Source organism: Streptomyces sp. NPDC052040, assembly GCF_044548405.1.
In the GTDB taxonomy this organism is placed as follows: Bacteria; Actinomycetota; Actinomycetes; order Streptomycetales; family Streptomycetaceae; genus Streptomyces.
Genome location: NZ_JBIUBV010000008.1, coordinates 108,050 through 132,294, shown reverse-complemented (window position 1 = coordinate 132,294; position 24,245 = coordinate 108,050). Strand labels below are relative to the sequence as shown.

General features: G+C 73.6%; 26 protein-coding genes. 16 read left to right on the top strand and 10 right to left on the bottom strand.

Annotated features, from left to right (window positions below):
- Positions 1-188: 188 nt before the first annotated feature.
- Together ACIHAA_RS18345 and ACIHAA_RS18340 are read left to right on the top strand one after the other, a co-directional pair.
- On the top strand, positions 189-1,154 hold the full coding sequence (locus tag ACIHAA_RS18345; RefSeq protein ID WP_399818266.1) for a glycosyltransferase: 966 nt from the start codon (positions 189-191) through the stop codon (positions 1,152-1,154).
- Positions 1,151-2,446: a glycosyltransferase gene (locus ACIHAA_RS18340; RefSeq protein ID WP_399818265.1), complete on the top strand. Its 1,296-nt coding sequence runs from the start codon at positions 1,151-1,153 to the stop codon at positions 2,444-2,446. Before ACIHAA_RS18345 ends, ACIHAA_RS18340 begins: the two co-directional genes overlap by 4 nt.
- Positions 2,447-2,495: 49 nt before the next feature.
- On the opposite strand, the gene ACIHAA_RS18335 is transcribed toward ACIHAA_RS18340, so the two are convergent.
- Positions 2,496-3,032 carry a hypothetical protein gene (locus ACIHAA_RS18335; protein ID WP_399818264.1) on the bottom strand — a complete coding sequence of 179 codons (537 nt, stop codon included), beginning with the start codon at positions 3,030-3,032 and terminating at the stop codon, positions 2,496-2,498.
- Between the two features lie 361 nt (positions 3,033-3,393).
- Here ACIHAA_RS18335 and ACIHAA_RS18330 point away from each other — a divergent pair, with 361 nt between their 5' ends.
- Positions 3,394-4,812: a cytochrome ubiquinol oxidase subunit I gene (locus ACIHAA_RS18330; protein WP_399818262.1), complete on the top strand. Its 1,419-nt coding sequence runs from the start codon at positions 3,394-3,396 to the stop codon at positions 4,810-4,812.
- A gap of 60 nt (positions 4,813-4,872) precedes the next feature.
- Complete coding sequence (locus ACIHAA_RS18325; RefSeq protein WP_399818261.1) at positions 4,873-5,883, top strand: cytochrome d ubiquinol oxidase subunit II; 1,011 nt, start codon at positions 4,873-4,875, stop codon at positions 5,881-5,883.
- 32 nt (positions 5,884-5,915) lie between these two features.
- Here ACIHAA_RS18325 and ACIHAA_RS18320 read toward each other — a convergent pair whose 3' ends face one another.
- The gene (locus ACIHAA_RS18320; protein WP_399818258.1) at positions 5,916-6,881 is read right to left on the bottom strand and encodes a polysaccharide pyruvyl transferase family protein; all 966 of its coding nucleotides are present in this window, start codon (positions 6,879-6,881) and stop codon (positions 5,916-5,918) included.
- Positions 6,882-7,070: 189 nt separating this feature from the next.
- Between ACIHAA_RS18320 and ACIHAA_RS18315 the strand changes: the two genes are divergently transcribed.
- The 3 genes from ACIHAA_RS18315 to ACIHAA_RS18305 all read left to right on the top strand — a co-directional run bounded on the left by ACIHAA_RS18315 (position 7,071) and on the right by ACIHAA_RS18305 (position 10,057).
- Complete coding sequence (locus tag ACIHAA_RS18315; RefSeq protein ID WP_399818256.1) at positions 7,071-7,928, top strand: fructosamine kinase family protein; 858 nt, start codon at positions 7,071-7,073, stop codon at positions 7,926-7,928.
- 289 nt (positions 7,929-8,217) lie between these two features.
- Positions 8,218-9,726, top strand: a complete 1,509-nt coding sequence (locus tag ACIHAA_RS18310) for a multicopper oxidase family protein (protein ID WP_399818255.1) — start codon at positions 8,218-8,220, stop codon at positions 9,724-9,726.
- 124 nt (positions 9,727-9,850) lie between these two features.
- Positions 9,851-10,057, top strand: coding sequence for a hypothetical protein (locus ACIHAA_RS18305; protein WP_399818253.1), 207 nt, complete (start codon positions 9,851-9,853; stop codon positions 10,055-10,057).
- Positions 10,058-10,104: 47 nt separating this feature from the next.
- On the opposite strand, the gene ACIHAA_RS18300 is transcribed toward ACIHAA_RS18305, so the two are convergent.
- The 3 genes from ACIHAA_RS18300 to ACIHAA_RS18290 all read right to left on the bottom strand — a co-directional run bounded on the left by ACIHAA_RS18300 (position 10,105) and on the right by ACIHAA_RS18290 (position 12,329).
- Positions 10,105-10,356, bottom strand: a complete 252-nt coding sequence (locus ACIHAA_RS18300) for a DUF5133 domain-containing protein (RefSeq protein WP_399818251.1) — start codon at positions 10,354-10,356, stop codon at positions 10,105-10,107.
- Between the two features lie 139 nt (positions 10,357-10,495).
- Entirely contained in the window at positions 10,496-10,936 is a 441-nt protein-coding gene (locus tag ACIHAA_RS18295; RefSeq protein ID WP_399818249.1) for an Lrp/AsnC family transcriptional regulator, read from the bottom strand.
- Between the two features lie 43 nt (positions 10,937-10,979).
- A complete protein-coding gene (locus ACIHAA_RS18290) occupies positions 10,980-12,329 on the bottom strand; it encodes a transaminase (protein WP_399818247.1) in 1,350 nt (449 codons plus the stop codon).
- Positions 12,330-12,554: 225 nt separating this feature from the next.
- Between ACIHAA_RS18290 and ACIHAA_RS18285 the strand changes: the two genes are divergently transcribed.
- Both ACIHAA_RS18285 and ACIHAA_RS18280 read left to right on the top strand, forming a co-directional pair.
- Positions 12,555-13,832, top strand: coding sequence for a hypothetical protein (locus ACIHAA_RS18285; RefSeq protein WP_399818245.1), 1,278 nt, complete (start codon positions 12,555-12,557; stop codon positions 13,830-13,832).
- Positions 13,833-14,130: 298 nt separating this feature from the next.
- Positions 14,131-14,508 carry an anti-sigma factor antagonist gene (locus ACIHAA_RS18280; protein ID WP_399818244.1) on the top strand — a complete coding sequence of 126 codons (378 nt, stop codon included), beginning with the start codon at positions 14,131-14,133 and terminating at the stop codon, positions 14,506-14,508.
- A gap of 278 nt (positions 14,509-14,786) precedes the next feature.
- On the opposite strand, the gene ACIHAA_RS18275 is transcribed toward ACIHAA_RS18280, so the two are convergent.
- Entirely contained in the window at positions 14,787-15,263 is a 477-nt protein-coding gene (locus tag ACIHAA_RS18275) for a MarR family winged helix-turn-helix transcriptional regulator (RefSeq protein ID WP_399818242.1), read from the bottom strand.
- A gap of 142 nt (positions 15,264-15,405) precedes the next feature.
- Here ACIHAA_RS18275 and ACIHAA_RS18270 point away from each other — a divergent pair, with 142 nt between their 5' ends.
- The 6 genes from ACIHAA_RS18270 (at position 15,406) to ACIHAA_RS18245 (ending at position 21,429) form a co-directional block, all read left to right on the top strand.
- Complete coding sequence (locus ACIHAA_RS18270) at positions 15,406-16,572, top strand: PP2C family protein-serine/threonine phosphatase (RefSeq protein WP_399818239.1); 1,167 nt, start codon at positions 15,406-15,408, stop codon at positions 16,570-16,572.
- A 274-nt stretch (positions 16,573-16,846) separates the two neighbouring features.
- On the top strand, positions 16,847-17,746 hold the full coding sequence (locus tag ACIHAA_RS18265) for an STAS domain-containing protein (RefSeq protein WP_399818238.1): 900 nt from the start codon (positions 16,847-16,849) through the stop codon (positions 17,744-17,746).
- The gene (locus tag ACIHAA_RS18260; RefSeq protein WP_399818236.1) at positions 17,743-18,162 is read left to right on the top strand and encodes an STAS domain-containing protein; all 420 of its coding nucleotides are present in this window, start codon (positions 17,743-17,745) and stop codon (positions 18,160-18,162) included. The genes ACIHAA_RS18265 and ACIHAA_RS18260 overlap by 4 nt, the downstream gene beginning before the upstream one ends.
- A gap of 47 nt (positions 18,163-18,209) precedes the next feature.
- The gene (locus tag ACIHAA_RS18255) at positions 18,210-18,605 is read left to right on the top strand and encodes an anti-sigma regulatory factor (protein WP_399818562.1); all 396 of its coding nucleotides are present in this window, start codon (positions 18,210-18,212) and stop codon (positions 18,603-18,605) included.
- The gene (locus tag ACIHAA_RS18250; RefSeq protein WP_399818235.1) at positions 18,602-19,669 is read left to right on the top strand and encodes a SpoIIE family protein phosphatase; all 1,068 of its coding nucleotides are present in this window, start codon (positions 18,602-18,604) and stop codon (positions 19,667-19,669) included. Before ACIHAA_RS18255 ends, ACIHAA_RS18250 begins: the two co-directional genes overlap by 4 nt.
- Positions 19,666-21,429: a PP2C family protein-serine/threonine phosphatase gene (locus ACIHAA_RS18245; protein ID WP_399818233.1), complete on the top strand. Its 1,764-nt coding sequence runs from the start codon at positions 19,666-19,668 to the stop codon at positions 21,427-21,429. Before ACIHAA_RS18250 ends, ACIHAA_RS18245 begins: the two co-directional genes overlap by 4 nt.
- 27 nt (positions 21,430-21,456) lie before the next feature.
- On the opposite strand, the gene ACIHAA_RS18240 is transcribed toward ACIHAA_RS18245, so the two are convergent.
- A complete protein-coding gene (locus tag ACIHAA_RS18240; RefSeq protein ID WP_399818231.1) occupies positions 21,457-21,885 on the bottom strand; it encodes a MarR family winged helix-turn-helix transcriptional regulator in 429 nt (142 codons plus the stop codon).
- Positions 21,886-22,256: 371 nt separating this feature from the next.
- Between ACIHAA_RS18240 and ACIHAA_RS18235 the strand changes: the two genes are divergently transcribed.
- A complete protein-coding gene (locus ACIHAA_RS18235) occupies positions 22,257-22,688 on the top strand; it encodes an ATP-binding protein (RefSeq protein ID WP_399818229.1) in 432 nt (143 codons plus the stop codon).
- 28 nt (positions 22,689-22,716) lie between these two features.
- Here ACIHAA_RS18235 and ACIHAA_RS18230 read toward each other — a convergent pair whose 3' ends face one another.
- From ACIHAA_RS18230 to ACIHAA_RS18220, 3 genes are all read right to left on the bottom strand, one after another.
- Positions 22,717-22,971 (bottom strand): hypothetical protein, encoded by a 255-nt coding sequence (locus ACIHAA_RS18230; RefSeq protein ID WP_399818226.1) that lies wholly within the window; start codon positions 22,969-22,971, stop codon positions 22,717-22,719.
- 119 nt (positions 22,972-23,090) lie between these two features.
- The gene (locus ACIHAA_RS18225) at positions 23,091-23,489 is read right to left on the bottom strand and encodes an ATP-binding protein (RefSeq protein WP_399818225.1); all 399 of its coding nucleotides are present in this window, start codon (positions 23,487-23,489) and stop codon (positions 23,091-23,093) included.
- Positions 23,490-23,841: 352 nt separating this feature from the next.
- Positions 23,842-24,204: a PRC-barrel domain containing protein gene (locus ACIHAA_RS18220; protein WP_399818223.1), complete on the bottom strand. Its 363-nt coding sequence runs from the start codon at positions 24,202-24,204 to the stop codon at positions 23,842-23,844.
- Positions 24,205-24,245: the final 41 nt, after the last annotated feature.

Below are 24,245 nucleotides of genomic sequence, written 5' to 3'. Positions count from 1 at the left end.
TGCGCGTGGAAGCCGCCGGGGTGCGTCACCCGGTTGTCGTACACCACCGAGCCCCGGGCTCCCCGACGACAGACCCTGATCGGGTACCCGACGCCATTGCGCTGCCTCCGGTGTCCGCCCGGGCCGGCCAGGTGCCCGGCGAGGTGCCCCGCCGGGTGCGGGTCGGACACGGAACGAGGAGCGAGCGTATGAACATCCTGCTGTGGCCCGTCCGCGGTTCCTGGACGGCGGCGTTCGCCCAGGGCACCCACACCTGTCTCGTTCCCGTGCCGCCAAACCGCGACGCGGCCGGGCCCGGACGGCCCCGGGCGGGGTCCTGGCCCGAGTCGGTCCGGGAAGTGGACCCGGAGGAACTGCGGGACGCGGAGGTGGATCTGGTCCTGCTGCAACGGCCGCACGAACCTCAGCTGGCCGAGCGTCTGCTCGGTGGCCGCCGGATCGGCCGCGATCTGCCCGGCATCTATCTGGAGCACCACACGCCGGACGGAGACGTACCCCGCACCCGGCACCCCTTCGCCGACCGGTCCGACCTGACCCTTGTGCATGCCGCCCATTTCAACCGGCTGTTCTGGGACTCGGGCAGCACCCGCACCGAGGTGATCGAACCGGGCATCGCCGACCCCGGTCACCAGTACACCGGACGGCTGGCCCGCGCCTGTGTCGTCATGGACGAACCGGTGCGCGGCGCCCGGCCCCTGGGCACGGATCTGCTGCCCGCCCTCGCCGAGGCCGCCCCGCTGGACGTCTACGGCCGGGGCACCGAGGGTCTGGCCGCCCGCCTCGGCCTGCCCGAGGAGCGCTGCCGGAGCGCCGAGCTGCCCCAGGCGGAGCTGCACCGGGCCATGGCGGAGCGGCGTTTCCATCTGCATCCGGTGCGGTGGGCGTCGCCGGGTCTGCCGCTTCTGGAGGCCATGCACCTCGGCCTGCCGGTGGTGGCGCTCGCCACCACGGAGGTCGTCGAGGCCGTCCCGCGGGGTGCCGGGGCGCTGTCCACCCGGCCCGAGGTACTGGCCCGTGCCGCCCGGCACTATCTGCACGAACCGGAGGCCGCGGCGGCCGACGGCGCCCGCGCCCGTCAGGCGGCCCTGGGCCGGTACGGGCTCAAACGCTTCCTCGCCGACTGGAACCGGGTGATGGCGGAGGCCCTGTCATGACGTCGTCCCCCCGCTCGCCCGGCGGCGGCGCCTGCGCCCCGGAGGACCCCGGTTCCCTCTCCGTCGCCCTGGTCGCGGAGGGTGCGGGCCCGCTCGCCGCGCCCGGCACCGGTGGCCGCACCCCGCCTGTCCTCCAGCTCGCCGAGGCGCTGGCCGAGCGGGGCCACCGGGTGACCGTCTACGCCCGCCGTACCGACCCCGGCCTGCCGGACCGGACGACGCCGCGCGAGGGAGTCGAGGTGCACCAGGTGACGGCGGGGCCGCCCGAGCCCCTGCCCCGGAACGAACTCCTCCCCCACCTCGGGGAGTTCGGGCGCCGCCTGGCGCGGATCTGGCGGGTGAGGCCCCCCGATGTGGTGCACTCGCACTGCTGGATGTCCGGGCTGGCCTCCCTGCGGACCGTGCGCGAGCTGGGGCTGCCACTGCTGCACACCTGCCGGGCGCTCGGCACCGCGGCCCGGCGGCATCCGCCACGGACGGGCACCGACCCTCTCGGGCACCTCGCCCAGGGAACGCCCGAGCATCTCGCCCACGAGACGGAAGTGGGCCTGGGCTGCGACCACGCCCTGGCCTCCTGCCGGGACGAGGCCGTCGAACTGGTCCGTCTGGGCATCCCCGGCGACAAGATCAGCGTCGTGCCGTGCGGGGTCGACACCGCGCTGTTCACCCCGCACGGACCGGCCGCCCCGCCCGGCACCGGCCGTGGGCGGCTGCTCCAGCTGGGCGGCATCGGACCGCACCGGGGTACGGAGGTCTCCCTCGCGGCGCTGGCCCGGCTGCCCGGCACCGAGCTGCTCGTCGTGGGCGGGCCGCGCCCGGACCGGCTCGACGCCGATGCGGAGGTGCGCCGACTGCGCCGTATCGCCGCGGACGCCGGGGTCGCCGACCGGCTCCGCTTCCTCGGCCGGGTGCCCCACCGCGAGGTCCCCGCGCTGCTGCGGGGAGCCGATGTGGTGGTGTGCCCCGGGGACCACGAGCCGCTGGGACGCGCCGCGCTGGAGGCGATGGCCTGTGGCAGGCCGGTGGTCGCCAGCGCGGTGGGCGGTCATCTCGACACCGTCGCGGATCCGGGAACCGGGCGGCTGGTGCCGCCCCGCGACCCGGATGCCCTCGCCCGTGCCGTCCACGAGCTGCTCGCCGACCACGTGGCCCGGGCGGCGTGCGGAGCGGCGGGCCGACGGCGGGTGCTGCGCCGATACGGCTGGGCGCGGGTCGCCGCGGTCACCGAGACGGCGTACTGCGTCGTCCTGGACGCCCAGTACGCCGCCGCCCGGACCATGCCCGCCCCCTGAGGCCGTCTGCCTCCCGACCCTCCGCCCCGTCGCCGGGCGTGAGGAAACCTCAGGGGGCCAGGAACGTCCGCTGTGCCTGCCGCATCCGCAGGTCCTCCAGCGTCCGGATCTGCTGCTCGGCCCGCTCGATCAGCTGGTCCAGCCGCTCCGGATCCAGGCGGTGGTCGCTCTCGGCGACCCCGCGCAGGGTCCGCCAGGCGGCAGCCTTTCCCTCGACTCCGAGCCGCAGGAGCTCCAGTTCCAGCACGGTGGTGAGCGGGGAACGGCGGACGATACGGCCATTGCTCTTGAGGCGCCCGGCCAGCTCCAGCGCGCCTCCCGCGAGGACCTTGTAGCGGCGGGCGGGCACTCCGAGCCTGCGCATGATCGCGAGCAAGGTCTCCCGGTCGTCCGCGATCTCGTCCGCAATCGACCGGAGCACCGCTCCGTTCGCATTTCCGCGCTGTGTGTGCGCCAGATGCCCGGCACGGCGAACCCCGGCGGTCGAGCCCGCCAGATGGTCGTTGAGGTAGATGCCGAGCAGGTCCGAGCGGGTCCGCTCGGCCGGGCGCGTGTCGGCCGTACCGGCACTGCGTACGTCGCTCATCCCGCCTCACCCCTCTCCCTTCCGGTGTCCCGGGGCTCCCCTGCCGTTGTCATGGGCCGTGTCCACGAGTCCACGGGCGCTGGTCACGCGTAGCCGCGGGCGGCCACGGGCCGGACGAGTACCCGCACCCGTCGCGGCCCACTCCCCGGGCCGGTGGCCGGGGCCAGGGGCGGAACCGCCCCGGATGCTCCGTTCGCAGGGAAAACCGACAGGTCATGCGCGGCGCGCACGCTCCTGCCCCCGCAAGGGGCAACGGTGTCGGGGCGGCGGCCGGTCGAGGGTGCCGCCCGGGAGCCGGGGGGAGAGCCGCCCGGAAGGCCTGGGAGACCGCCGGGGAGACCTCGGAGAAAGGAGGCGTCCGATGGAACCGGCCGCCATCGTGCTGCCGCGGGCGCTCGCCGCCCTCGCCGCCGCCGACCCGGGCGACCTGGACGCCGCCCGGGCCCAGATGGGCTTCTCCCTGGCCTGGCACATCGTGCTGGCCTGCCTCGGGGTGGGGCTGCCGCTGCTGACCCTGACCGTGGAGTGGTGGGGCGCACGCACCCGGGACCCCTCCTGCCGACTGCTGGCGCGCCGCTGGGCCCGCGCGATGGGGGTGCTGTTCGCCGTCGGCGCGGTGTCCGGCACCATCCTCAGTTTCGAGCTGGGGCTGCTGTGGCCGGGGCTCATGGGGACCTACGGCCAGGTCATCGGGCTCCCGTTCGCCATGGAGGGCATCGCCTTCTTCATCGAGGCCATTTTCCTCGGCATCTACCTCTACGCCTGGGACCGGCTGACGCCCCGTCGCCATCTGCTCACGGGCGTGCCGATCGTGGTCGCCGGTGTGCTGTCGGCGTTCTTCGTGGTGTGCGCCAACGCCTGGATGAACCAGCCCCGCGGCTTCACCGTGCGGGACGGCAGGGTCGTCCATGTCGATCCCTGGGCGGCCATGTTCAACCCGGCGACGCCTCCGCAGACCACGCACATGATCCTGGCGGCCCTCATGGTCGCGTCCTTCCTCACCGCCAGCGTGTACGCGGTGGCGCTGCTGCGCGGCCGCCGGGACCGCTACCACCGCCTGGGCTTCACCGTCCCGCTGGCCCTGGGCGCGATCGTCACCCCGTTCCAACTGGTCGTCGGGGACTGGGCCGCCCGGTTCGTCGCCCACTACCAGCCGGTGAAACTGGCCGCGATGGAAGGGGTCTACCGCACCGGAAGCCATGTTCCGCTGACCCTGGGCGGTATCGCCGGACGGGACGGCCTCCAGTACGGCCTGGAGATCCCCAACGGGCTGTCGTTGCTGGTCGGTTTCAGCCCCCATACGGTGATCACGGGGCTGGAGCAGGTGCCGCGCGCCGACCGGCCGCCGGTCACCGGGGTCCACCTGCCCTTCGATGTGATGGTCGGCTGCGGGATGTTCCTGCTCGCGACGGGCTTCTGGCTGCTGGTGCTCGCGCTGCGCCACCGCCGCCGCCCCGGACCCTGGCTGGCGGGGACGGGTCGACCGCTGCGGCTCTTTCTGGCGCTGGGCGCCCTCGCCGGTCCCGCGGCGGTCGTGGCCCTGGAGTGCGGCTGGGTCGTGACCGAGGAGGGACGGCAGCCTTGGGTCGTCTCGGGCCTGATGCGGGTGTCCGACGCGGTGAACGTCGCCCCCGGCCTGCGGATCGGGCTGTGGCTGGTGGTCGCCGTGTACGCGCTGATGACCGTCGCCACGGTCTATGTGCTGCGCCTGCTGACCCGCGACCGGCCGGTCCCCGTCGCGCCCCAGGAGAGCGACGTGGAGGACTACCCCGTTGTCTGACTCCGCCGGTCCGGCCCGCCCGGCCGGTTCCGTACGCACCGCCGCGACAGGGGGCCGCTGATGCTCGCCGATACGACACTGGCCGTCATGTGGATCGGCCTGACCTGCTACGCCCTCTTCGGCGGCGCCGACTTCGGGGCAGGACTGTGGGACCTCCTCGCCGGTGGCAGCGCACGCGGCGAACCTCCCCGCAAGCTCATCGAGCACAGCATCGGCCCGGTGTGGGAGGCCAACCATGTGTGGCTGGTCTTCGTGGTGGTCCTGCTGTGGACGGGGTTCTCGCCGGTCTTCGCCGCCGTGATGTCCACGCTCTACATTCCGCTGACCCTGACCGCCCTCGGGATCATCGCGCGCGGCGCCGCCTTCGCCTTCCGCAAGGCCAGCGGGGAGGTGTGGCAACGGCGGCTGTTCGGCGGCTGCTTCGCGCTGTCCTCGGTCGTCACCCCCTACTTCCTCGGCTCGGTGGCCGGAGCGGTCGCCTCGGGGCGGGTCCCGCCCGGGCTGGCCAAGGGGGACCTGCTCACCAGCTGGCTCAATCCGACGTCCGCGCTCGGCGGCGTCCTGGCCGTCCTCGTCTGCGCCTATCTCGCGGCGGTCTATCTGTGCGGGGACGCGGCCCGGACCGGCGACGCCCGGCTGGCGGCCTACTTCCGCCGACGGGCCCTGGCCACGGGAGCGGTGACCGGGGTGGTGGCCCTCGTCGGCATCGAGATCCTGCACACGGACGCCCATCGGCTGTTCCACGGTCTGACGTACCGGGCACTGCCCCTGGTCCTGGTGTCGGCGGTGCTGGGTGCGCTGAGCCTGGTCCTGCTGATGCTCGCCGGGACGGCCCTGGTCCGGATCACGGCGGCGGCCGCGGTGGCCGCCCTCCTGTGGAGCTGGGGAGTCGCCCAGTACCCGGAGATGCTGCCCCCGTCGGTGACCGTCGCCGCCACCGCCTCCCAGCCCTCGGTCCTCGCCACGAGCCTGGCCGCGCTGGCGGTCGGCGCGGTGCTGCTGGTCCCGTCCGTGCTGTGGCTCTACTCCCTGTTCCAGCGCCACCCCGAGGCGGCCCGGCCGGACTCCTGAGAACGGCACCGCTTGCCGGGCCCGCCCCCGCCTCAGCGGCCGTTCCCCCGCGAGGGCTCTGCTCCCCCGGGGCCGTCAGGCCGCACTCCGCGGGCCCCGGCCGTCTCCAGCGGGGCGGACAGGGCGGCGACCAGACCCGCGGCGCTGTCCGCCTCCGGGTCCTCCAGGAACTCCCGACGTATCTGGCGGGCCGCCACCCGGCCGGACGTCAGGCACCAGTGCCACCAGTGGTCCAGCTTGCGGTCGCTGAGGCGTTCGGCCGGTACCAGGGCCGGCCAGCCGCAGGCATCGGCCTGGGCGGTGACCCGCGCGCCCCCGGCGACCGGGTCCACGGCCAGGGCGGGCACCCCGCCGCGCAGCGAGAGCACCAGTCCGTGCAGCCGGTCGGTGACCACCAGGTCCATCCGTGTCAGTACGGACTGGACCTGCCCGGGCGTGGCGCACAGCCGCCAGTCGCGGCTGTCGAGCCGGGTCTCCAGCTCCAGGCGCGCGCAGTCCTTCTGGGCCAGCCACCGGGTGAGGGCCTCGGCCGCGTCGCCGTCGTCCTCCCCGGCCCCGTCCCGGTCCTGGCCCAGGATGACCCCGACGACGGGTGTCGTCGCCTCGACGGGTGCGTGGGCGGCGAGGTCGGGTTCCGTCACCGCGGCCGGACCGTCCCTGGCCAGCACCCGGTGGAAGCCGGTGACCGCCGGGTCCTCGGGGTCGGGCACCGAGGTCCCCACGGCGATCCGCACACAGTGCGCGAACCGCCGGTGCAGCTCCTCCACCTGGGGTCCGTGCAGCGGGCCGCACACATAGACGAGGTGGCTGTACGCCGCGGGCCGCGCCTCGTCCAGATGCAGCGCGGCGGGCCGGAAACCGGCGCTCCAGGCCACGTCGTAGTCGATGTCCGCGCCGCGCAGCACACCCTCGACCCGCCGCAGGGCCAGTACGTCCCCCGCGGTGGCGTCTTTGTCCGGGAAGCTGAACCACCCGGTCAGCAGGGCCTTCGCGTGCACAGTGCCCGACGAGTTCCCCTCCCACCCCCGCTCACTCGCCCCTCCCCTCGTTGCGGTCCGTGCCCCCGGGTGGAGGCGCCGGGGCGTACGGTGGCGCCCGGGTCCCTTGCCCTGCGGCACCCCCTACGGCGGCCCCACGGCCCCGGACGGTGCTCGCCGGTCCCGTCGGGGCCCGGAAGGAGGCGCGGCGTGCCGACGCCGGAGGGTGCCGCGGCAAGCCGGTGGACCGGCCGCCCGGTGACCGCTGAACGCCCGGTGACCGGGTCCCTCACCGAGGTCACGCTGGCCGGTGGGCTGGTCGTGATGGTCAAGCGCGGCGGTGGACCAGGCGCGCTGCGGGCCGAGGCGGCGGGGCTCCGCTGGCTCGCGGAGGCCCGTGCGGTCCGGGTGCCCGCCGTGCGCGGCCACGACGGGGCGTACCTGGTGACCGACCGTGTGCCGCCCGGCCGCCCGGATGCGCGCGCGGCGCGCCGCTTCGGCCGGGGCCTTGCCGCGCTGCATTCCGCCGGGGCGCCCGCCTTCGGCGCGCCGCCGCCCGGCGGTCCCGTGGACGCGTACATCGGTCTGGCGCCGATGCGCAATGTGCCGGGCGACGACTGGGCGCTCTGGTACGCCGAGCACCGTGTGCTGCCGTATCTGCGGAAGGCCGTGGACCGGGCCCTGCTGCGCCCCGCCGAGGCGGCGGTGGTCGAGGAGGTCTGCGCACGGCTGCCCGAACTGGCCGGGCCCGCCGAGCCGCCCGCACGGCTGCACGGCGATCTGTGGAACGGCAATGTGCTGTGGGGTGCCGACGGCGAGATCCGGCTGATCGACCCGGCGGCGCACGGCGGCCATCGGGAGACCGATCTGGCGATGCTGCGCCTCTTCGGCTGCCCCCGGCTGGACGAGATCCTCCAGGGCTATCAGGAGGCGGCACCGCCGGCCGACGGCTGGGTCGGCCGGGTCGGGCTGCACCAGTTGTTCCCGCTGCTGGTGCACACGGTGCTGTTCGGCCGGGGCTACGCGGAACAGGCGCTCGCCGCGGCCCGGGCGACGCTGAGGCAGTGAGCCGGTCGGTGCCCCGGCCCGGCGCGGCCCGCACCCGGACCGGCGCCGCCCACTGCCGACTGCCGCACGTCCGCCCCACCGACCGCCGCACTGCCCACCGCCACCCCGCCGACCGCCGCGCTGCCGACCGGCGTACTGCTGATTGAGTGGATGCCGTCACCGCGGGCGCGTCGGCGGCACGGACGGGGACGCGCTCTTGCCTACGCTCCCGCTGACGGGCCGTCAACGCCCCGTCGCCACCTGGGGCCCGCGCCAGCGGCGCGGCCGCACGGCTGTTCTGGGGAGAGATGTGTTCGGGCCCATTACTCGTTCTCCGCTGATCCGGTGGGCGGCCGGTCTCGCCCTCGCCTCGGCCTGGCTGACCGGCTGTACGGGAGGGTCACCGGCGCGGCCGGTCGACGGACCGCACGAGCCCGCGGGACAGGACGGCCCCGCGGCGGCGGGCCTCGGCCCGCGGTTGCAGGACCCGCCGGAGCTGGTCAGCCGCGACGGCGTGCTCAAGGCCACCCTCGTGGTCGAACGGCGCCGGGTCCAGGTCGGTGACCAGCGCCTGTTCGCGACCACCTACAACGGCGCGTACATGCCGCCGACACTGCGGGTGCGCCCCGGCGACCGCATCGACCTCACCCTGGTCAACAAGATCGACGAGAACACCAATCTGCACACGCACGGCCTGCATGTCTCGCCGCGTTCCCCCTCGGACGACATCTTCATCGCCGTCAAGTACCGGCAGTCGTTCCACTACACCTACCGGCTCCCCCGCAACCAGCCGGTCGGCACCTACTGGTACCACTCGCACGCCGACGGCGTCTCGGCCGCGCAGGTCGCGGGTGGCGAGTCCGGCATCCTCATCGTGGACGGCCTCCAGCGGTATCTGCCGAGCTGGCTGCGCGGCATCACCGAGCACACCATCGCGCTCAAGGACGACCAGGTCCAGGGCGACTCGGTCAGGACCCGCGCCCTGAAGATGGGCGCGCCCACCCGGCGCACCGTGAACGGGCAGCAGAACCCCGTGATCATCATGCGGCCGGGCGAGACCCAGCTGTGGCGGCTGGCGAACATCGGCGCCAACATCTACTACCGGCTCCACCTCCAGGGCACCCGTTTCCATGTGATCGCCCAGGACGGGATCCCCGTGCGCACGGTGTACGCGACGGACAGCCTGCTCATCCCGGCGGGCGCCCGCTTCGACGTCCTGGTCCAGGCGGGCAGTGCCGGTACCGCCCGGCTGGAGACCCTGCCCTACGACAGCGGTCGCGCCGGGAACAAGTTCCCCCGGGCCGATCTCGCGACCGTCGCCACCAGCGGCACGCCCGTGCTCCGGGTGTCCATGCCGACCGCCTTCGCCTCGCACGAGGATCTGACCCGCGCGCCGGTCGCGGCCCGGAAGACGATCGCGTACACGGAGAACAAGGCGGGCACGAAGTTCTTCATCAACGGCAAGACCTACGACCCCCGCCGGACCGACTTCACCGCCACCCTCGGCACGGTCGAGGAGTGGACGGTGCGCAACGACACGGACGAGGCCCACAGCTTCCATGTGCACACCAACCCCTTCCAGCTGATGAGTGTCAACGGCAAGGCGCAGCCGCCCTCCCGCGGCTGGTACGACACGGTGAACGTGCCTCCGCGCGGCGTCGCCGTACTGCGGATCCGCTTCAGCGGTTTCACCGGCAGGACGGTGCTGCACTGCCATGTCCTGAACCACGAGGACGAGGGCATGATGGCCGTGCTCGACATCGTCCGGCCCCGCCCCGCGGCGAGTCCGAAGCCCAGCCCGGGATCCCGTACCCGGTGAGCGCGGGCGGCCTCTCGGGATGCGCGCGGCGGCATCTCGATGAAAGGTGAGGTAAGAGGTGGTGTCCTGCCCCCGGGACGCCCGCGGGTGCCACCACTGCGGACCGACTCGCATAGGAGACACCATGTCGACGTCACAGCCTGATGCGTCACGTCGTCCGTCCGATGACCGCGCCACGCCGGACGAGCTGCTGCACTCCACTCCGGCGGAGACCTCACCGGAGGATCTGGTCCTCGCCTCGGGCAGGGACATCACTCCCAGCACGCTGGAGTGGGCGAAGCGGAAGCTGGCCTCCGAGGGGCGTGCCGCCATCGACAAGCTGCTTCCCTGACCCCGGCCCTGCGGGCGTCCGGCCGGGCACGGGCAGGGCGCCGCCGGTCAGACGGCCACCGGCAGGCCGTCCCGGCCGTCCGCCTGCGCGGTGTCCCGTGCGACACCCACCGCGAGCAGCGCGTCCGCGGCCTCCACGGCCTCCAGGACGGTACGGGTTCCGGTCATCACGCACAGTGTGTAGCTGACGTCCTCCAGTTCACGCGTCCGCTGCGGGGTGGCCCTCTCGGCGAGTGCGATCCGCAGGGACGCGTACCGGGTCAGCAGTCCTCTGACGACCTTGGGATCCGGAACCATCACGGCGAGGCCCTCTCTCTCGATTTTCCACCCGTGTGCCCGGTCCCGGGCGAGTCATGCGCAACCCCCCTCACACGGGGACTTTCTGACGCGTTCTCAGCGTCCGGGGCAGCGGCGGGGCCGAAAGCAGGGGGCCGGGGCGTCAGCCCACGTTCCAGAGGAAGCGGTGGGTGTGGATGCCGAAGTAGGGGAAGGCCTGGACACCTTCGACGCCCTCCGTCATCCGGACCACATCGCCCACGAAGTCCAGCAGTTCGCGCGGCCCCGCGCAGACGACCTCGACGAAGAGATCGAACCCGCCCGAGGTCAGGACCGAGTAGACCACTTCCGGATGGGTGGCCAGCTCGTCGGCGACGGCACGGGGGTCACCGTCCACGGCGACGCCGAGCAGGGCCATCGCCTGGCCGCCCATCCGCATCGGATCGGTGACCCCGACGACCTGGACCGCCCTGCTGTCCAGGAGCCGTTGCAGCCGCTGGCGGGCGGCCGAGGCGGACAGGCCGACCCGGGGGCCGAGGTCGGCGTAGGCGATCCGGCCGTCGGTCTGGAGTTCGCGCAGAATGGCCCGGTCGATCTCGTCCACGGTCTTCCTTCCCGGCGGTCGCCGCCCAGCCTACCGACGCCGGTCAGTCGAGCAGCTCGGCAAGTGCGGCGTCGAACAGCGCGGTGTGGGTGTCGACGTCCTGCTCGCTCGTCGCCGGGCACATCAGCGCCATGTTGTGGAAGGGGGTGAGCAGGACGCCCCGGTTGGCGAGATGGAGATGGAGGTAGTCCTCCAGCTCGGGGTCGGCGGCGGCCGCCGAGGCGGTGCCGGTGCGCGGGGCGGGGTGCGCGAAGCGGTACTCGGTACGGGCCCCCAGCCTGCTGACCGACCAGGGCAGTCCCCGTCGCTCCACACAGGACCGTACGCCGTCCTCGAACCGCGCGGACAGCGTGTCCATCCGGGCGAACGCCTCGTCGGTGAGGACGTGTTCGAGGGTTGCCCGCATCGCGGCCACCGAGAGCGCGTTGCCCGCGAGGGTGCCGCCGACGCCGCCCATGTCGACCAGGTCCAGGTCGTCGCGGTCCAGCAGCCGTTCGGCCAGGTCGGCGGAGAGGCCGTAGGCGCCCGCCGGGATGCCGCCGCCGATCGCCTTGCCGATGGTGAGCAGGTCCGGTGCGAGGCCCCAGGCGGCGGTGCAGCCGCCGGGGCCCGCGGAGAAGGTGTGCGTCTCGTCGTTGATCAGCAGGGTGCCGGACCGCCGGGTCAGCTCCCGCACGCCCGCGAGATAGCCGGGCTCGGGGAGCACGATGCCGATGTTGGTGAGGGCGGGTTCCATGAGGACCGCGGCCACGTCGCCGTGCGCGAGTTCGCGCCCGAGCCCGTCGAGGTCGTTGAACTCGGCGACCCGGCTGGTCAGCGTGACGTCGCAGGGCGCGCCGACGTTCCCGGGACGCGCGGTGCCGCGCCCGTCGGGGCCCACCACGATCAGGGACTCGTCGACGCTGCCGTGGTAGCTGTAGCTGTTGACCAGGATCTTCGGGCGGCCGGTAACGGCCCGGGCGAGCCGGATCGCCCACCGGTTGGCGTCGGTCGCGGTCAGCGCGAAGCTCCAGCGGGTGAGCCCGAAGCGGCGGGTGAGTTCGGCTCCGACCCACTCGGCGTCCTCGGTGGGCAGCATCGCGGTGGCGCCGCCCAGTTCGGCGAAGCGCCGGTGCACGGCCGCGGTGACCGCGTCCGGGGAGTGGCCGGCCATCGCGCCGGTGTCGCCGAGGCAGAAGTCGATGTAGTCGTGGCCGTCGATGTCGGTGACCCGGGCGCCGCGCGCGGTCGCGAGATAGCGGGGGAAGGTGCCCGCGGTCTTGTTCATCCAGGTCATCGGGACCCGGCCGAAGAGATGGGCGGCGCCCTCGTACGCGGCCCGGGAACGCGGGTTCTGCCGCTCGGCCCCGGCGCTCTCACGGGCGAGCAGCCGGTGCAGACGGGCGCGGTCCATGGCGTACCTCCGGGTCCGACGGCAGGTGATGGCCAGGACCGTACGATCGGAACAAGTGTCCAATCAAGAGATGACGCGTGATTCGACGGAATCCGCAGCCGATTCGTACGTCCAGGCGGCCCGGGAGAAACGATGGGAAGATGCGGTGCGGCACCGCGGCCCTCGGGGGCATACGGTGGGAACAGCGATCATGACCCCCTCCCGATTTCTCACAGAGTGACCCTCATGCCTAAGTCCCCCACCGCGCCCGCGACGGCTCCCGACACGGTCTGGCCGGCCCGCGGGCGCCACCTCGGCCCGGACGCCGAGGACACCGTCCGGCACCGGCTGCGGGAGCTGATGAGCAGCGCGGTCATCCAGGACCACACCGAATTCGAGGGCTCCCTCGACGGGGTGCCCCATCGCGCCTTCGAGGCCCGCTGGCTCGTCGCCGACGACGTCGTCGTGCGGGCCCGTCTGAACATCGGGGCGCCCGACGAGAAGGACGGCTTCCAGGACTGGGTGCTGGTCGCGGAGGCGGACCGGAGCTGGGAACCCGACTGGCCCTCCCCCGCCACCGTCTTCTGGCCCGAGGACGCCGAGGTGCCCTGGGACCATGACGCCGTCGGCCAGCTGCGCTTCCGGGAACTCAACCCGCTGCCCTCGGAGGACCGGGCGCTTCGGCGCCTGCTCAAGGAGTGCGCGCGCCACTCCTGGGCCGTCCATGTGGTCGTGCACGAGGCGATGACGCCCGACGCGCGGGGGCTGCGCCCCCTGGCGCCGCTGCTGCCGCCCTCGCTGCGGCACCGGATCGTGGAGCACCGGGCCGCTCCCGAGCAGTTCCAGGTGGCCAACTGGGCGCTCTACGACCTGGGGGCGCGGGTGCCCCGCGGCGGAGCCGTGGTGCTGCCGTCCGCCCCGGCGGCCCCCGGGGTCGGCGACGACTCCTTCGCGGTGCGGACCGTGTTCCTGGACGGTTCCGAACCCGTCGAGCTGATCGAGACCGTGTGCCGCTACGCCCGGGAACCCCGGCCGCTGCCCGAGGGCGCCGGGCAGGCCCTGAGCGATCTGCGCGCGCAGTGGCACCTGACCACCATGGAAGAGGAACTGGCCGCGGCGCGCACCCAACTCGCCTCGTACGCCGAGGCGTTGGACGCCATGACGAAGTCGCGCGACCTGTACCGGGAGGCGGCCGAGCTGGCCCATGAGGCGCTGGCGGCCTACCGGGACACCGACGGCGCCCTGCCCGCACCCCGGCAGGAGCAGCGCAAGCGGGAGGGGTTCTCGCTGCGCACCCTGACGAAGTCGCTGGAGCGCGTCCGGGACAGTGCCAAGCTGCTCCGCCCGGCGGGCGCCGAGGACTCCCGCACCGCGGGCCCGGCCGAGCGGGAGGCCGCCGCCGGGGACGAGGACGCAACCGCTCCCGCCGGGCCGAACGGGGACGCCTCCGCCCCTGCCGCCCCGGACCGGGACACCTCCGCCTCCCCCTCCAGCTCCACGTCCGCCGACCGGGACCGGGACTAGCGACCCGGCCAAGGCCCCCGTAGCCCCGTAGCCCCGTAGCCCCGGTGGGAACGTCCCGCCGGGGCTTCCCCGTGCGGTCCCGCGCACCGGCGCGTCGCGCGCCGGTGCGTGCGTACGCGGCCGACACTCGATCCGCTGGTGTGGAAGCCGTCCTCGGCGGGTAAGCGGTGCCGGACTCGCCGCCGGAGCACCGATCCGTCGGCGAGAGGTTGATCACGCCCGGAGCGCGGCGCCGCGGTGCATCCGCGGTCCGCCCCGGGGTAGGCAAATGCGTACGCCGTACGTATGGGAGGACATTGTGTCGGCTGAGCAGACCCCCCTGTCCATCGAAGTGGCGACGCCCCGGGAGGACGTCGCCCTGGTCATCGTCAAGGGCTTCCTGGACGTCGACACCGCCACGGAGTTGCATCACCACCTGGCCAACCAGATACACCACGGCCGCCGCCATCTGCTGCTCGACCTGTCGTCGGTGCCGTTCATGGACTCGTCCGGCATCAACATCCTGCTGAAGGCCTACAAGGAGACCCGGCAGATCGGCGGCACGGTCGGCGTCATCGACCCGGCCCCGGCGGTTCAGCGCATCCTCGACCTGACGGGGGTGAGCCTGACCGTCCCGTCCTACCCGACCGCGGACGAGGCGCTGGGCGGGACCGGCGACGCGCTGAGCCGCTCCTAGAGGGAGGCGGCGCCGGGTGCGGATGCGTCCGGCCGCTCGGCACAGCCCCAGACCCCTCGGACACCGACGAGCCCGGCCCCGGCCGGACGCCCGGGCGGGATGGCCTCGCCGTCCCCAACACTTGCCGTTTGACAACTGTAGCCGTCAGGCAACAAAGTGAGGGTCATCAACAGCACGGAAGGAACTGGGATGTTGCGGTGGGCGGAGCCGGCTGCGCGCGCCGACCGACCGCGCTGTGCCCCTGGTGCCCGTGCGGACCGCGCCTGCACGCCCGCGGCTCAGGCCGTGCGGGCGTCGGTCCCGTCGTCCTCGTGGAGCTGTGCCGCCGCGGCCGCGCAGAACGCCTCCAGCCCCTGGAGCAGCGCCGTCCGCGTGGCCACGGGCATCTGGGCGAGCACGGACTCCAGCGCGCGTTCGCGCCGCTCGCGCAGTTCGGCGAGGAAGGACCTGCCGCGAGGGCTCAGGTACAGCCGCAGCTCGCGCCGACTGGTCGAACTCGCCGCCCGCTCGACGTATCCGACAGCCTGCAACCGGTCGCACAGGCGGCTGGTCGACGGCGGGGTCGAGCCCAGCGCGTCGGCGAGCGTGCGCAGATTGATGCCCTCGTTGTGTTCGAGTATGAAGAGCACCCGCAGCTGGGAAGCCGACACGGGGGCCGTCGAGGCGCGCCCCCAGAGAACTTCCAGCAGCTCCGCCGCCTCTGAGGTCACACGCGCCACTTCGCTGGGCTCGGGACGCGGGCTGGAGGAAGTCACCTATTCATTCTCCCAGGCTTCTCGAATCCTGTCCGCCTGCCGGGCGACAGCTCACGCACAACGATAGTTACAGGCACGGACGCTGGCCCCTCCAGGGCAGGGTCCGCAGTCGTACTAGTGGAAGAATGGCGTATCCGACATCGTGAACAGATTCGTCGCAGCCGAAAGGGCGCTCCGGAACGCGGCTCCCCACCGGTTGGTGGAGGCGCTCAGGGACGTACTGCTCCGCCAGTACGCGGCCCCCTCCGTGGAACTGCTGCTGGCCGACTACGGACTCTCCGTCCTCCAGCCCGTCTGCGCGCAGTCCCCCGCGGCCGACCCCGTGGCGATGCACGGCACCACGGCCGGCCGGGCCTTCGGTGCGCAGGAACCCGTCGTGGAGGCGACCGCGGGCCCGGACCGGGTCCATGTGCCGGTGACCGTGCGCGGCGACCGGATCGGCGTACTGATCGTCGAACTGCCGCCCGGGCGGGTCGCGGAGGTCCTCGGCGACCTCGTCGACATCGCCGATGTGCTGGGGCACGAGCTGATCGTGGCCGAGCGGGACACGGACGTGTACCAGCGGGCCAGGCGCCGGGACCGGCTGACCCTCGCGGCCGAGATGCAGTGGCAGCTGCTGCCCGGCCGGTCCTGCGGCCGCCCGGAGTACGCGCTCGGGGCCCATCTGGAGCCCGCCTACTCGATCTTCGGGGACAACTTCGACTGGTCCGCCGGGCCCGACCGGCTGCTGCTCTACATCACCAACGGCATGGGCGAGGGCATCCAGGCGTCGCTGCTGACCAACCTCGGCATCAACGCGCTGCGCAACGCCCGGCGGGCCGGGATCCCGATCGCCGACCAGGCGGCCCTCGCCGACCAGGCCGTCTACGCCCATTACCGGGGCGCCTGCTATCTGTCGGTGCTGCTGCTCGACTTCGAGCTGTCCACCGGCCGGGTGAAGGTCGTGGACGCGGGATCCCCGCAGATGTGGCGGCTGCGGGGCCGGACCGTGGAAGCGGTCGACTTCGAGGCCCAGCTGCCGCTGGGCATGTTCGAGGAGACCGACTATGTCGCCCAGGAGTTCCAGGTCGAACCGGGCGACCGGCTCGTCTTCGTCAGCGACGGCGTCTACGGGGTCGCCGGGCAGGGCGGCGAGAGCTACGGCGACAAGGCGCTGGCCAAGGAGATCGCGGCGACCCGGCTGCTCCCGGCCTCCGAGGTGCCCCGCGCCGTCCTCAGGGGCCTGTCGGGGTACCGCGGCGGCCCCACCGCCGAGGACGACGCGCTCGTGGTGTGCCTCGACTGGTTCGGGCGGCAGAAGGACGCCTAGGAGTGTCCGGTGTGGCACGCCGGGTGACCGGCCGGAGGAGGCACAGAGCGCCGCGACGCTCCGATCGCGCCGGATTTCCGGCCCGTGGACCCGCCCGACGACCCTGGCACGCAAGGGAGTTGGCAGGGTCCCTCGCTCTGTGGACGATCATCGGGGAGGCCACGGGTGCCGGGCACGATCTCCCATGACTACAGTTGTCGCGCGACAATGAACCACGCTCTCCGACGAGGCTCCCTGGCAGCCGGGGGAGCAGACGTACGAAGGAGACAGGGACGTGACGGACCAGGAGTCGGCAGCGGACCGGGACGACTCGGCGCGGGTCGTCGGGGACTTCCTGCAAAGCCGCAGGGAGCAGATCGCCCAGCGCTGGGCCGACGAGACACTGTTCCGGACCGTCTTCACGGTCTCCCGCGACGAGGCCGTGGAAGCCGCCCGTGCTCTCGTGGAGGCGCTCGCCGTGGTGGCCGCGACCGGGAGGATCGAGGACGTGCGGGCCCCGGGCTTCGCCGGGGTGCGCGAACAGCTCTCGCGGATGGCTGCCTCACGGGCACGGGCGGGAGCCGCCCCCTCCCGTATCGCCGAAGAGGTGGCGGCGCTGCGGCAGCCCGCCGCCGAACTGCTGGCCGCCGAGCCCGCCGGGACGGGCGGGAAGGCGACCGGTGCGCACGAGGTGGCCCTCACGGTCCTGCTCGGCACGCTGCGCCTGGTCGTCATGGAGACCGCCCTCAGCGCCGGTGAGGACATCATCGAGCGGCAGCGCCTCCAGCTGATGGAAGTGGCCACCCCGGTGATCAAGCTGTGGAACGGCATCGTCGCCGTGCCGCTGATCGGCACCCTGGACAGCGCCCGCAGCCAGGTCGTGATGGAGAGCCTGCTGGAGGCCGTCGTCGCCCAGCAGGCCCGGTTCGCGATCCTGGACATCACCGGGGTGCCGACCGTCGACTCCCTGGTGGCCCAGCATCTGATGAAGACGGTCGCCGCGGCCCGCCTCATGGGCGCGGAGTGCGTCGTCTCCGGCATCCGTCCGGCGATCGCCCAGACCATCGTGCACCTGGGGATCGACCTGGGTTCCGTGGTGACCCGCGCCAGCCTGGCCGACGCCCTCGCCTACGCCCTCCACCAGCTGGGTGCCGTGATCGTCGACCGCACGGCCACCGGAGGGGGCGCACGGTGATCGGCGACCTCGGCTCCCCGGACGGCGCACATGTCCCCGTGCTCAAGCTCGGTGACGTGCTGCTCGTCGCCCTCCAGGGCGAGCTGCACGACAAGGCCGCCGAGCAGCTCCAGCAGGACGTCGCCACGGCCATCACCCGCAGCTCCGTGCACGGGGTCGTGATCGATGTCTCCGCGGTCGAGATCGTCGACTCCTTCCTCGGGCGGGTGTTCGCCGAGATCGCCGCGAGCGCCAGGCTGCTCGCCGCGGAGACGGTCGTCGCGGGCATGCGGCCCGCGGTCGCCATCACCCTGGTGGAACTCGGCCTCACCCTGCCGGGCCTGCGGACCGCGCTCGACACCGACGAGGCCCTGCGGATGCTGACCCGGGCGTCCACCCCTCTGTCCCCGGACCCAGGACGCCAGGAGCCAGCGTGACGGAGACATCGGGCCGCCTCGCCGCATGCCTGCCCATCCGCTCGGACATGGATCTGGCGTGGGTACGACAGCATGTGCGGCGGGCAGCTGCCGAGCTCGGCTTCGGTCTGGTGGAGCAGACCAAGCTGATCACCGCGGCCAGCGAGCTCGCACGCAACACACTCGTCCACGGCGGGGGCGGACAGGTCGAGTCCGTCGTCCTGGACAACGGCCGGGCCCGCGGCCTGCGGCTCACCTTCAGCGACGAGGGCCCGGGCATCGCCGACCTCGAACAGGCCCTCACCGACGGCTACACCTCGGGCGGCGGCCTCGGGCTCGGGCTCGGCGGGGCCCGGCGGCTGGTCCACGAGTTCTCGGTGGACACCCGGCCCGGCGGGGGAACCTCCGTCACCGTGGTCTGCTGGACGGCCGGACCGCCACGCCCCCGGGAGGAGGCACGATGACCCGTGTGTGGGATGTACCGGTGCACGACGCGACCCGGGTGCGGGACGTCCGGGTGGCGGCGGAGGAGGCCTGCGCCCACGCCGGGTTCGAGGCGGACCGGGAGGCCGCCGCGGCACTCGTCGCCACGGAACTCGCCACCAATCTGCTCAAGCACGCGGGTGGCGGCCAGATACTGCTGGAGGCGCCCGCCGCGCCGGACGGCACCACGGGCGACGACGAGGGGGCCGCGCTCCAGATCGTCGCGATCGACCGCGGCCCCGGCATCCCGGACCTGTCGGCCGCGCTGCACGACGGCTTCTCGACCACGGCCTCCCTCGGAGCCGGGCTCGGCACCTGCCGGCGTCTGGCGGACGACTTCGACCTGCACAGCGCGCCCGGGCGGGGCACCGTCGCCCTGGCCCGGCTGCGGCCGTCCGCCCGCCGGGTCGCCGGGCAGGACCGGGCGGTGCCCGCGCCGGTGCGGGCCGGAGGGGTCAACATCCCCCTCGTCGAGGGCCATTCGGGCGACGCCTGGGCCGCCGTACGGTGTGGTGAGCGCCTCACCCTGCTGCTCGCCGACGGCCTCGGCCACGGCCCGCGCGCGGCGGAGGCGTCCGATGCCGCGGTACGGCAGCTGCGCCGGTCCCCCCATCTGACGGCGCCGGAGCTGCTGCGGGTGCTGCACGACGCGCTGCACGACACCCGGGGCGCCGCCGTCGCCGTCGCCCGGCTCGACCTGGCCGCGGGGCAGCTGGAATTCTCCGGCGTGGGCAACATCGGCGCCCGGCTCCGCCGCGGCGACGACTGGCAGCCGCTGGTGTCGCATCCCGGCATAGTCGGCGCCCACCGCCCCGCGCAGATCCCCTGCCAGCAGCTGCCCTGGACCTCCGACTGCCTGCTCGTGCTGCACAGCGACGGCCTGCCCAGCCGCTGGTCGCTGAACCCGGAGGTGCCCGCCGCGGCCCTGGACCCGGGGGTGACGGCAGCCCTGATCGCGCGCGACTCCAGCAGCCCGGCCCGGCCCGTCCGGGACGACACCGCGGTGGCCGTGCTGTCCCCCACACCGCCGAATCGTGAACCATGACCCACACCTGGCAGATCACCACCGTCGTCGACGCCGCCCTGGCCCGGACCGCCACCGCCCGGTTCGCGGCCGAGCACGGCGTGCCCGTCCTCGACCGCACCCGGCTGGTCACCTCCCTCACCGCGCAGCTGCGTGAGTGCCTGACCAAGGGCGGGGCCTGGCGGCTGACCCTGCGGACCACTCCCCCGACACCGTCCGAGGACCGGCCGCGGCTGCGGATAACGCTGCGGCCCGACCCGGACGACGGCTCCGGCACCGAGCCTGCCTGGCAGGCGTCGGTGCCCGTCACACAGGACGCGGACAGCGCCGGGACGGCCTCGGCCCGGACCCGCCCGGTGGCCCTCGCCGAGGGCCTGTTCGGTGCCGACGACGACACGGCACGGGTGCTCGACGCCCTGAGCGAGCAGGAGTCGCTGGTCGCCTTCCACCGCGAGGAGCTGCACCAGACCAATCAGGGCGTCCTCGCCCTGCACGCGGAGCTGGACGCCGCGGGACGGGCCCAGCAGGACCTGTTCGCCGCCGAGCGGGCCGCCCGCACCGAGGCGGAGGAGGCGCGCAGGCGGCTCACCTTCCTCGCCGACGCCAGCGCCGCGCTCACGGCGTCCCTGAACCACGGGGCGATCGTGCGGCTGCTTCCCGAGCTGCTGGTGCCCACCTACGCGAGCAGCGTCCACGTATGGCTGGTCGGCGACGAGGAGGGCCAGGGACACGGCCCCCGTCCCGCCGCCGCCGTCGTCGCCGCGCGCACCGGACGCCCGCAGTACGCGGCGGACCACCCGGGCGGGCTGCCCGGTGTGGAGGACCGCCCGCCCTCCGCGCTCCACCCGGCCCGGCCCCTGCTGTGCCTTCCCCTGTCGGCCCGGCGGACGCCCCTGGGCGTGCTGATCCTCATGCCGCCGGGCGACCGGTGGGACCCGGACGACGCCGTGATGCTGATCGAGCTGGCCCGCCGGGCCGGAATCGCGATCGACAACGCCCAGCGTTTCGAGCACAACCGGGACATCGCGCAGACCCTCCAGCGGGCCCTGCTGACCGATCTGCCGACCAGACCGGGGCTGGGGCTGGCCGCCCGGTATCTGCCGGCGACCCACGGCCTCAACATCGGCGGGGACTGGTACGACGCCTTCCGCCAGCCCGACGGCAGCCTGATCGCGATCATCGGCGATGTCACCGGCCACGGTCTGCACGCGGCGGTGATGATGAGTCAGCTGCGCACCGCGCTGCGCGCCTACGCCGTGGACGGGGGAACCCCGGGCCAGCTGCTCACCCGGCTGCATCTGTTTCTGCACCATCTCCAGCCCGACCTGTACGCGACGGCCGTGATCGCCCGGTTCCAGCCCGGCGTACCGGAGCTGACCTGGGCTGCCGCCGGTCATCCGCCGCCGATGCTGCGCCTGCCCGACGGCCGGGTCCAGGTCCTCGACGACAAGCCGGGGGCGATGCTGGGCATTCCGCTGCGGCAGGCCATCGGGGACCACACCGTCGCGCTGCCGCCCGGATCGACCCTGGCCCTGTACACGGACGGCCTGGTGGAGCGGCGGGCGCTGGGCATCGACCCGGGGATCGAGCGGCTCACCGAGGCCCTGTCCGCACTCCCCCAGCCGGATCTGGCCGGTGATCTGGAGGGTGCCGCGGACCGGATCCTGGAGCCGATGCTGCGGGACTCCGAGGGCGACGACGACGTGTGCCTGCTGCTGTGCCACCTCGGCGGCGAACAGCAGGACCCGGCGGCGGCCGGGGCGCCGTCCACGCGGGGGTGAGCGCGCCGCCGCCCCGGGAGCGGCCGTCTACGCCTCCTCCGGCCGGTCCGCCCGGGCCGCGCGGAAGGCGTGCAGTCCCTGCTCCAGCGCGGCCCGCTGGGCGGGGCTCATCGCGGCCAGCACCTCGGCCAGGCTCGCGGAGCGGCGGTCGGCGATCTCCGTGAGCGCCTTCCGCCCGTGCGCGGTGACCCGGAGCTGGAGTTCGCGCCGGTTGCGGGGGTGGCTCACTCGCTCCAGCAGTCCGGCGGCCTCCAGCCGGTCGCAGAGCCTGCTGGCCGCGGGCAGGGCGATGCCCAGGATCTCCGCGAGCGCCGTGAGGTTGAGTTCCGAGCGCTGCCGTACGGCGGTCAGTGCCTTGAGCTGATGGCTGGAGAGCCGGGGGGTGACCGCCTCCACCGCCCCGGTCCACAGTGCCACCAGGCTGTCCACCGCATCTGCGACCTGCCGGGCCAGCATCAGTGGACGGCCCCTTGTCTCCTCTGCCTCCGTCACCTCACGGTCATCTCCCACCGCGCCTGCCCTGCCTGTCGCACCGTCCGCTTCACCCCAGGTGCCCACGAACGGTTCATCTTCCGGTTCAGCCGACACGGTCGGCCCGATCGGCGCGCCCGTACCCGGCGCCCCGGCGGGTACGCCCTCGGGTCCCGCCATCTTCACAAGATCGCTGCACGGTGTCCCGCACCACCCGCGGCGCCGCGCCCGGTGCGTCCCTTCTGCAATCCCGGATGCGTAGCCTTCGGCGTTCCGGCAACCGTGATAGAGGGGGCCGGGCGACAGCACGATGAACCACGACAACCGGCCGACGCAACGGCCGGGGGAAGGACGGCATGGCAACCGAGCCTCGTTGGGACAAGGCCTGGCCGTTCGAGGCGGTCGAGAACCTCGTCGCCGACTTCAAGGGCGAACTGCACGACGTGACCGACGCACGGCTGGCCGCGGAGGGGTTTCTGCGCAGGCTGGCACGGGCGTCGCCACCGACGAGTCCGGAGCACTGGAACGACGTCCTGCTGGTGGTGGACGAACTGGCCGCGAACGCCGTTCAGTACGCTCCGGGCCCCTTCGCGCTGCGGATGCGCCCCACGTACGACGGTGTCCATGTGATCCTGCACGACGGCAGCACCACGCCACCGAGTCCGCGGCCCTTCCGGCCCGGGCGCCCGGGCGGCATTGGCTGGCATCTGGTGCACACGCTGTGCAGCCAGGTGAGCGTCGTCATCGAGCCGGAGGGCAAGGACGTGCACGTCTTTCTCCCCTGGTAGTTCGCGTACGCGGGACATCCCCCGCCCGTCACGCGGCATGGCTCGGCGCCCTGGACCTGCCGCCGTGCGTGCGGGGGGAGGTCTCCGGGCGCGTCGGCGCTTCCGCCGCGGCGGGGGGCGCGGCGCCCGGGGGCGGGTCCGGCAGGACGCGCAGCCGGCGGGTGTCGGACGCGGCGGGTGGTTTCCCGGCGTCCGCGGGGCCCAGCATGCGCTCCTCGTACCGTCCGAGGGCCAGCACCAGACCGAGCAGGGACGCGGGTATGAGCAGGGACACGGCGATCATGGGGGCTCCCTCCACGGGTGTCCCGTTCCGCGTTGCCGTACTTCGCCCGTGAAAACACGACGGCGCCCGCAAACCGGGGCTCCGGGCGAAGCGGTGCCGGACGGGGGCCGCCGCCGTCCTCATCCGCCGGCTTCGGGCCCGGCCGCCAGGGGCACGAGTACGCTCACGAACTTGCCGCCGCCCGCACAGCGTTCGATGACGATCTCATGGGCGAGCTTGATGATCAGTGGCCAGCCGTAGCCGCCGCCGTCATGGGCGACCGGCAGTGCTCCGGAGCCGAAGGCCACGGTGGGGATGTCGGGGCTGCGGTCGTGCACCGTGAGCCGGATGCCGTCCTTCGACGGTGCCGCCTCGAAGGCCACGAGACCGCCCCCGTGGCGGATCGCGTTGGACACCAGTTCCGAGGTGACCAGCAGCAGATCGGTGAGTGCCTGCTCCGCCGGTTCCGGGACCGGTGCGGCCCAGTGGCCGCGGACGACCGCCAGCACATGGGCCCGGGCCGCGGCGGCGGTGGTCACCGACGGCGGCTCCTGCGGCGCGGGCCAGGGCGCGGGGACGGGGTGTGTGTCGGCCGCGGCCGGTTCCCCGCCCGCGTGGACCGGTATCCCGTCCGTCCTGGAATCCGTCCTGGAATCCGTCTTGGACGACGGGGCCGCGTCGTGTCCGCGGGCGGGGTTTCCGCCGTCCCGCGCGTCCGGCCCGGCCGGACTCATCGTGCGCTCGGGCAGGGGGGCGTGGGTGACGTGTCGCCTTCTCGTACGTTCATCACCCGTTCCTCTACCCGGCCTCGGGGCGGCCATGGCTGCGGTCCTGCGCCGGGTGCCCGGTCGTCCCCGGGGCGTGCGTGACGCCCCGGGGTCCGGGCGCGTGTCACTCCGCCCTCGGCGGCAGGCTGCGGTAGTAGGCGTCGACCCGGGCCAGGTACTCCGGCTCCAGTGTCTCCCGGTCGGTGTGGAAGAGCGGCGCGGCCTTCACCTCGTCCTTGGAGCAGGCGAGCGTGATCCGCCGTTCCGCGGTGTCGATCCCGGTGACCGCGCCCGCCGGGATGAGGATGCTCTTGCCGAAGATCCACACCCCGGTGTCCACCACGAGGTGGCGGATGCCCGGGCTGTCGGCCTGCCGGTCGACATGTCCCACCACACCGTCCGTCGCCTCCACGGAGAAGCCGGTCAGATCCTCCCCGTCCAGGTGTCCGGCCGCCGCTTCGTATGTCCACGGTCTGTCGTTGATCACGACGCTCCCTCCCTCGGTGGCTGTGGAGCAGCGGATACCCG